Annotated in this window: 6 protein-coding genes and 1 other annotated feature; all 6 genes read right to left on the reverse strand. The window is 39.5% G+C overall.

All coding sequences use genetic code 11. The features are described 5' to 3' along the window. Positions 1–311: 311 nt before the first annotated feature. Positions 312–860 carry an NADPH-dependent FMN reductase gene (locus tag B9P78_RS08555; protein WP_094519036.1) on the reverse strand — a complete coding sequence of 183 codons (549 nt, stop codon included), beginning with the start codon at positions 858–860 and terminating at the stop codon, positions 312–314. A gap of 355 nt (positions 861–1215) precedes the next feature. After that, a complete protein-coding gene (locus B9P78_RS08560; RefSeq protein WP_094519037.1) occupies positions 1216–2505 on the reverse strand; it encodes an argininosuccinate synthase in 1290 nt (429 codons plus the stop codon). 31 nt (positions 2506–2536) lie between these two features. After that, positions 2537–3172, reverse strand: coding sequence for an amino acid ABC transporter permease (locus B9P78_RS10350; protein WP_233487827.1), 636 nt, complete (start codon positions 3170–3172; stop codon positions 2537–2539). Continuing rightward, entirely contained in the window at positions 3091–4080 is a 990-nt protein-coding gene (locus B9P78_RS10355) for a transporter substrate-binding domain-containing protein (protein ID WP_233487829.1), read from the reverse strand. The genes B9P78_RS10350 and B9P78_RS10355 overlap by 82 nt, the downstream gene beginning before the upstream one ends. A 239-nt stretch (positions 4081–4319) precedes the next feature. After that, positions 4320–4533 (reverse strand) — a binding site (T-box leader). Between the two features lie 127 nt (positions 4534–4660). After that, a complete protein-coding gene (gene argH / locus B9P78_RS08570) occupies positions 4661–6037 on the reverse strand; it encodes an argininosuccinate lyase (protein ID WP_094519038.1) in 1377 nt (458 codons plus the stop codon). A gap of 204 nt (positions 6038–6241) precedes the next feature. Further along, entirely contained in the window at positions 6242–7750 is a 1509-nt protein-coding gene (locus tag B9P78_RS08575; RefSeq protein ID WP_094519039.1) for an amidase, read from the reverse strand. Between the last annotated feature and the right edge of the window lie 576 nt (positions 7751–8326).

Below are 8326 nucleotides of genomic sequence, written 5' to 3' on the forward strand. Positions count from 1 at the left end.
CAAGAATAATCGTGGATTCTATAAAATATCTTATTTTTTTATAGCATATATTTCCATATTTGATAGATTTTTTTTATTTATAAAGAACGCGCCGTCATATAATAATATTCGTCAATTATTTATAGAATGAAATTTTATACTATAAAATTTCGCATTATTTTCTAGTATTTGGAATTATTCTATAATTCCCTCATTGACAATACAGCAAAAACGGTTGGAACCATTTGTCCCAACCGCTACATACTTTGGTTTAATGCAAAAAAAAAGGACCAGCCGAGGCTGATCCTTCCAATTGGATATTTGACTAAAAATTAGTCAATGAATTTTTTAGCGTATTCAGCGAAACCAGCACCAGCAGATGCTAAGAATGCTTTAGTATCTTCGTTAGTAACTTCACCAGTTTCCATATCAGAAGTAACTGAAGTGTTGATGTATAGTTCTGGTTGAGCCATAGCATGAACGTCTAAGAATACTAATGATTGACGTAAAGAGTGGTGAGCTAAAACGCCTGAGATACCACCGATTGATTGAGATGCTACTAAAGCTGGTTTGCCAGCCCATACGTTTTGACCCCAAGGACGAGATGCAACGTCTAAAGCATTTTTCAATGCAGCTGGGATGTTACGGTTGTGTTCTGGAGTTACAAAGATGTAAGCATCAGCAGCAGCAACTTGAGCACGGAATTCATCGTATTCAGCTGGAGAGTTAGTGTCTAAGTCTTGGTTGTATAATGGTAAGTTACCGATTTCCAAGAAGTTTACTTCTGAACCTTCAGGTAAGCCAGCAACGATTGCTTTAGCAACGCCTTCAGATAGTGAGTTTTGACGAGTTGAACCAGAAATTACAGCATATTTAGTCATTTTTAAGAATCCCCTTTTCAAAATTAGTTAATTTGTTTTATTTATCTTACAAGACTTATATTAACATCTCAAATTCGAAATATCAAAGATTTGAGCCCTTTTTCTTCAAACTTTTTTTTAGAAAAAATCGTTCAGTTTTTACATGCAGGTGATAATCCCTTATATATCGGGGTTTCACTTACATTTAGTAAGTCGTTTCACTTTGACAAAGTTCCATTTTTAGTACAATTATTGTTTTTTCACAATTTTATTAACCTATTTTTATCCATAAATTCATAAAAGAAAAGGACAACCACAAAGTATTTTGCAATTGCCCTTCTCGTACAGACAGCTTATTTTGTGAAAAAATCCTCTATTAACGTAACCACTCGTTGTTTCTTTCAACATCCGTGAAGGCACCAGGTTCTGTAGTATCACCCTTGGCCCAAGTTTGTTCCGCCATCACACGTGCTGATTGTGGTAGACCAAATAACTTGATGAAGCCTTCAGCATCATTTTGGTTATATATATCATCTTCACCAAAAGTAGCTAATGCATCTGAATATAATGAGTAAGGACTCGTCATACCCGCATCAATAATATTTCCCTTGTACAATTCCATATGGACAGTACCTGTGACATTTTTTTGTGTTTCATCTACAAATATTTGTAACGCTTTACGTAAAGGACTGAACCATAAACCGTTATAAACTAGGTCAGCGTATTTCAAGGCCATCCCTTGTTTGTAGTGTTGTGTGTCACGGTCCAAAGTAATTTGTTCTAATTTTTCATGGGCGTGATACAGGATAGTTCCACCTGGTGTTTCATATACGCCACGTGATTTCATCCCAACTAAACGGTTTTCAACAACATCTAAAATACCAATACCGTTAGCGCCACCTAGCTCATTTAGTTTTTCTAACAATGGAATTGCGGCTAATTTTTCACCATTTACAGCAACTGGCACTCCTGCTTCAAAGGTAACAGATACCGTTGTTTCTTGATCAGGGGCTTTTTGTGGTGATACACCTAATTCTAAGATTTCATCATATTTAGGTTTAGTTGTTGGATCTTCTAAATCCAAACCTTCATGAGATAAATGGAATAAGTTTTCATCTTTAGAGTAGTTTGTCTCACGAGTGATTGGTAACGGAATATTATGCGCTTCTGCATAGTCAAATTCTTGCTCACGTGACAAGATATCCCATTCACGCCAAGGCGCGATAATGGTCATATGTGGATCAAATTCACGAATACCCAACTCAAAACGTACTTGGTCATTCCCTTTACCTGTACAACCATGAACAATGGCGTCACAACCTTCTTGATGGGCAATTTCTACCATTCGTTTAGCAATTAGGGGACGCGCAAAGGCTGTGCCTAATAAATAGGTAGATTCGTATTTAGCGCCTGCTTGAATGGCTGGGAAGATATAATCAGTGATGAATTCTTCACGTAAATCTTCTACATATAACTTGGTCGCTCCACAATCAACCGCTTTTTGTTTTAAGAATTCAAAATCATCTTCTTGCCCAACGTTACCAGTCATACCGATAACTTCACAGTTGTTGTAGTTTTCTTTTAACCAAGGGATGATAACTGATGTATCCAAGCCACCAGAATATGCTAATAATACTTTTTTGATCTCGTTTTTATTTGTTGCCATGAATAAAGCCTCCTAAAATTTTTAAATATTTTTATGCGTATTTTTTGTTCATTTTTCTTTCATATACATTCAATAGTTGTGATAATGCGTAAGTCATGATGAAGTAAATCACCATTGAGATGAATAAAGGCACCACCGCTTGATAAGTCAAACCTGTTACGGCACGTGTTTGGAAAGTTAATTCCGCAACCCCAATTGTGGATACAATAGAAGATTCCTTAATCAAAGTGATAAATTCATTCCCTAATGATGGCCAAATTGATCTTAGTGATTGTGGGAAAACAACCTTACGCATTGTTTGCCAGTAATTTAAACCAAGTGAACGCGCAGCCTCAGATTGACCCTTATCTACGGATTGAACACCCCCACGGATAATCTCGGCAATATAAGCACCCGAGTTCATTGAAACAGATACCAAACCTGCTGTTAATGTAGACCAACCAAAGATTGACCCCACACCCAGGAACATGAATAACACTTGAATCATCAATGGTGTCCCACGTACAAACTCAATATAGAAACCAGCTAAAGCTTTCAAAATCGGGTTATTTGTCAAACGCATTAAGGCTAGGATGATGCCTAAAATCATACCGAAGAAAATTGATACGGCTGCGATAAGTAGGGTTGTTTTATCCCATCCCAGAAGTATGGCCAGTAAGTTAACCATGACGACCCTGATTGTTCACCAGCGATAATATCGAATGACGCTTCCGTCCATGTCTCAATTAAATTTTGATCCTGCACATCTGCTAGAATATCATTCACCGCATTTTGTAACGATGGTTCATTTTCCGGTAGTCCGATTGATTTACCTTGGTCTTCTACAAAACCATCAAGCTTAGAATCAATAACAGTCAAACCATCATTTTCAGCAGCATTGGCACCCGCTACTGCATCATCTAGAAGTACCCCATCGGCTTGACCAGAAATCAAAGCCGCAATCGCATCACCTGATTTACGCATAACCAATAAGTCAGGATTTTCGAAGTAGTCATTGACATAACCCTCTTGTAAGGTTGCTTCAGAAACGGCAATCGTATGTTCACCATTCTCAAATGATGTATAATCTACAATCTCATTCTCTTCGCCTTCACGAATGACGATACTTTGACCAGATTTTTCATAGGCAGCAGAGAAGTCGATTGATTCATCACGTTCTGCTGTCGCACCCATACCAGCGATGATCATATCAATTCCGCCCGTTTCAAGCGAAGCAATCAGCGAACCAAACTCCATATCTACAACTTCAAGTTCAACGCCTAATTTTTCGGCAATATATTCAGCTAGGAAAATATCAATCCCCACAACCTCATTTTGACCATCCTTCAAGACAGTAAATTCATAAGGGGAATAACCAGACGCCGTCCCAACTTTCAGAACCCCACGTGTTTGAATTTCGGAAAGTAAGGTATCCTCACCCTCAACAACTGCTGCAGCCTCTGGGCCAGACCATTCACTTGCTAAAGCTTGCTTAGCTGGTGAAATAATCCCCAATAAAACCAACATGATGGTTACTAACTGCACACACTTTAACGCCCAATTTTTTTGTTTTGAACCATTAATCTTTGTAAACATTTGCCTCATCCTCCTATTTCCCTATAAAAAAAGCCCACCTCTTCTAAATGAAGAGGCGGACGAAATATCCACGGTACCACTCTACTGCTGAAATTTTTCTGCACCAAAGTGATTCACCGATACATTCCACAACCAAACTCTTCTACACTGGATCTGCTTGCCGTCCATCTTCTCGATGCACATCCAAGCAAAACATTCAAAAGGATTTCTAGAAATATACAAAAAGCCGCCCCTTCAAATGAAGAGGCGGCTAATATCCACGGTACCACTCTACTGCTGATGAAAAATCATCAACGCTTGAAGACTTAACGCGCCTAACGAACTGAGCTATTCAACATCTTCACCCAATTATCTCTGCAATGCGGTTCACAAACGTTTTTACATAGACCTTCCACCAATCGTCTACTCGCTTTGGAAAAATACTTTTGTTACTCTTTGCTTCTAAGATTTCATATTCAATTTTTTATCGTTAGGAATAATCCATCGATTTTTAATAATTCTAATCTGTGCTTAATAATTTGTCAACATTTTTAAGCGTTTTTTTTAATAATTCTTTTCATTTTATTTTTTTGCCAACATATTAGGCAATATTTGCGCGCACGCGTTCAATTGCTGCCTGTACCGCTTCTGGCGCCGGTCCCCCCGCGACATTACGACGATACACACAGTTTTTCAAATCAATCGCCTCATAAATATCAGCTTCAAATAAATCTGAAAAACCTTGATATTCTTCTAATGTTAGGTCTTCCAAGGCCTGATTTTTTTCTGTACAATAGGCCACTAAATTACCTGATATCTTGTATGCATCACGGAAGGCCATCCCCTTATTTGTCAGGTAATCCGCACAATCCGTTGCATTTAAGAAACCTGATCCACAAGCCGCATACATACGGTCAGCGTCAACAATCGTGGCTTCAAGCATTCCTGGCAAGAGTGATAACATGGCTTTCACATGATCAATCCCGTCAAATAGTTGCTCCTTAATTTCCTGCATGTCCTTGTCGTAAGCAAGTGGAATCCCCTTCATAATCGTTAACACGGCCATCAAATCACCGTAGACACGACCCGTTTTTCCACGCATCAATTCATGAATATCCGCATTTTTCTTCTGTGGCATGATGGACGACCCTGTCGAGAAAGCATCCGTTAGGCGTATGAAGCGAAATTCTTGGCTCGACCACATAATCGTTTCCTCAGCGTAACGTGACATGTGCATGGACATGATAGACAAGGCTGACAAGAATTCGATGGCATAGTCATTGTTCGACACAGCATCAATTGAATTGACAAACGGTGATGTAAAACCTTCAAGTTGAGACGTCGTGTAGAAGGGATCAATCGGGTAAGACGACGTTGCCAAGGCACCTGCACCAAGTGGCATGTCAGCAGCCACACGGTCATACAGGTCCTCAAAACGCCCCAAATCACGCACATGCATTTGCGCATAGGCCATCAAATAATGGGCATAGGTGATTGGCTGTGCCCGTTGTAAATGCGTATAACCAGGCATAATTGTATCCAAATGTGCCTCAGCCTTGTTAATAATCGCTTGAATCGCGGTTTTCGTTTGATGGATAAAATCACTTAATTCATCTAGGACATATATGCGCATGGCTGTCGCAACCTGGTCATTTCTAGACCGGCCAGTATGTACCTTTTTCCCAATGGTCCCAAGACGTTCCGTTAACTCCGCTTCGATAAACGAATGCACATCTTCAGAAGTAAAATCAATTTGCAAACTGCCATTAGCGTAATCTTGACGCATTTGCTCTAACTCGTTAACTAATCGGTCAGTCTCTTCCAACGGCAAAATACCTTGCTTACCTAACATGGCTGCATGAGCTTTTGAACCGCGCAAATCTGCATCCAACAAGCGGTAGTCTACCTGAATAGACTGGTTGAAATTGTATGCATCTTGAGACATTTCTTCATGAAATTTATTAGACCAAATGGCCATAGTGACACACTCCTTTAAATTTAACTTTTCGTTAGGCTACATCCTAACACATATTCACGAGAATATTAACATTGAATGATAAAAAGCAAACGTTTTTCTCATTTTGTTGGCAGTTTTCTGATTTTTAAATGCAAAAAAGCTAGAAAATCAGCAGCTTTTCTAGCTTTTACTTTTTGGAGGCGGATAGCTTATAGCGCCTCCATTCTAACCTTCAATGTCAACAATGCTTGTGTCTAATAGTTTGGCATCTTCAAATTCTTTGGCTAATTGTAAGAGCAGATATTCATTCCCTTTTGCCGCAATAAACTGCGCACCTATTGGCAGATTGTCCCCTGTTTTATATACAGGCAACGAAATCGCCGGTTGACCCAACATATTGACCAAGGATGTGTATGGTGAACGTACGATACCCTTTTCAAAATGGTCCCAAATAATCGCTTGTTGGTCATCCTTGTCATAATCATCGATGTGTTTTTCTTTTTCCACCATCTCATCCATAGCATCCGGATCCAATTCTCCATGAAGTGGTGCCGGTCCGTTCGTTGCTGGGGTCAATAAAAGATCCATTTGCGATGCGAAATCTACCTGTGATGCTGCCGCCCATTGATCCCACTCATATAACAATTGACTATAGCGGTATGAAGGGATTTTTAAGCCAGCACGGTAAATCGCCCAAGTTAGTGGTTCAACATCTTCAAACGTCACAGGATGTCCATTAGCACGTTCAATATTGTCCATCGTTGCAGCTGTTTCGACACTATTCATTTCAAAATAATTGCGCATGGTTGCTGCCCGGTCAAAAGGTTCTTGATAAGCAAATACTTCATGTCCCATGGCTTTTAATTGAACAATCGTTTGATCCAACAAGGCTTGCGCATCTTTATGTAAAGGCCAGTCTGCATTCAATTGACCCAGATAACCAATCTTTAACGGTCGTTCTATTGCCTTTAACGCGGTTTCCTTAATCTTTGGCATGAAAAATGGTGCATCCATTTGTTCAACTTGTAGATTTTGTAAAAGGGTCCACGTATCTCTCACACTTTTCGTCAGAGCAAAATTGACCGCAGCGCCTTGCCAATTTCTGTATGTTACAGGGCCAACAGCAACGCGTCCTCTAGAAGGTTTTAACCCGATTAATCCCGAATACGAAGCCGGCATTCGAATAGAGCCACCACCATCTGAACCTAAAGCTAAAGGCACAATCCCTGCCTTCAAGGCTGCTGCCGTACCTCCACTCGAACCTCCAGGATTCCGGTTTACATCGATAGGTGAGTTAACTGCGCCCGTTATTTGCGCATCACTAATGCCTTTAAAGCCAAATTCAGGTACGTTTGTCCGACCAAGTATGACAAATCCCGCTTTGATGATATCTTCAACTAAGTGATCCGTCTTCTGCATCAAGGTATCTCGCGTTAATTTGGAACCACTCGAACTGAGGAAGCCAGCTTGATTTTGCCCCAAATCCTTCAATAATGTTGGCACACCAAAGAAATCTGGTAATTTAGCTAATTCTGTCGCATTTAAATTCGCCAAATACTCATCGTATTCTTTGGCTTTTGTCCGTGCATATTGGTCTTGAACATAAATGACGGCATTGAGCTTGGGATTCAGTGCCTCAATATTCTCCAATCCCCACTCCACCAATTCCGTAACGGTGACTTTTCGCTCTCTTACTTGTTGTGCATAATAACTGGCATCTTCTGTAAATAGCATGTCAAAACTCCCTTCAAACTTTGGGTTTAATACCTCATCTAAAACATGGCTTTATTATATGCGAAAAATGAGGTATATGGGGATGTTAGATTTTAGTCAGCTTGAAGATTGACCTGGTTATCGCAACATGATGGTGGGAAAAGTTGTTCCCTTTTGTCGCATTAAACCGCTTTGGTTGGCATATTTTTGCGAGATTGTTTATATCCGGTTTAAAATACACGAAAACTGGAAACCAGAACTACTTTTGAGTATATTTATGAGAAAAAATGAAACGCAAAACGCCCTGAACGTTCCTTTTCTAAAAATAATGAAAGTTCAGCCCCTTTTGTGGCGCAAAATTTCTCATTTTTGAAACCAAAACCTTCCGAGGTTTCCACTTTTTAGTTATTTAACGATGTATATATACAATCTTAAAAAAGCCCGACAAAAAAGAGGTTGGGAAAATTCCCTGAATCTCTACCCGAAAACTGAACACTCAAAAAAAGAGTGTTGTTAGTTTTCGGGTTATTTTTATGCAATTTTTCGGTATACTTTATTTGCGTTATACAGAAGGGAGTGGGCATTTTGAGTAAAAAG

The sequence above is a fragment of the Aerococcus sp. 1KP-2016 genome, from assembly GCF_002252085.1.
In the GTDB taxonomy this organism is placed as follows: Bacteria; Bacillota; Bacilli; order Lactobacillales; family Aerococcaceae; genus Aerococcus.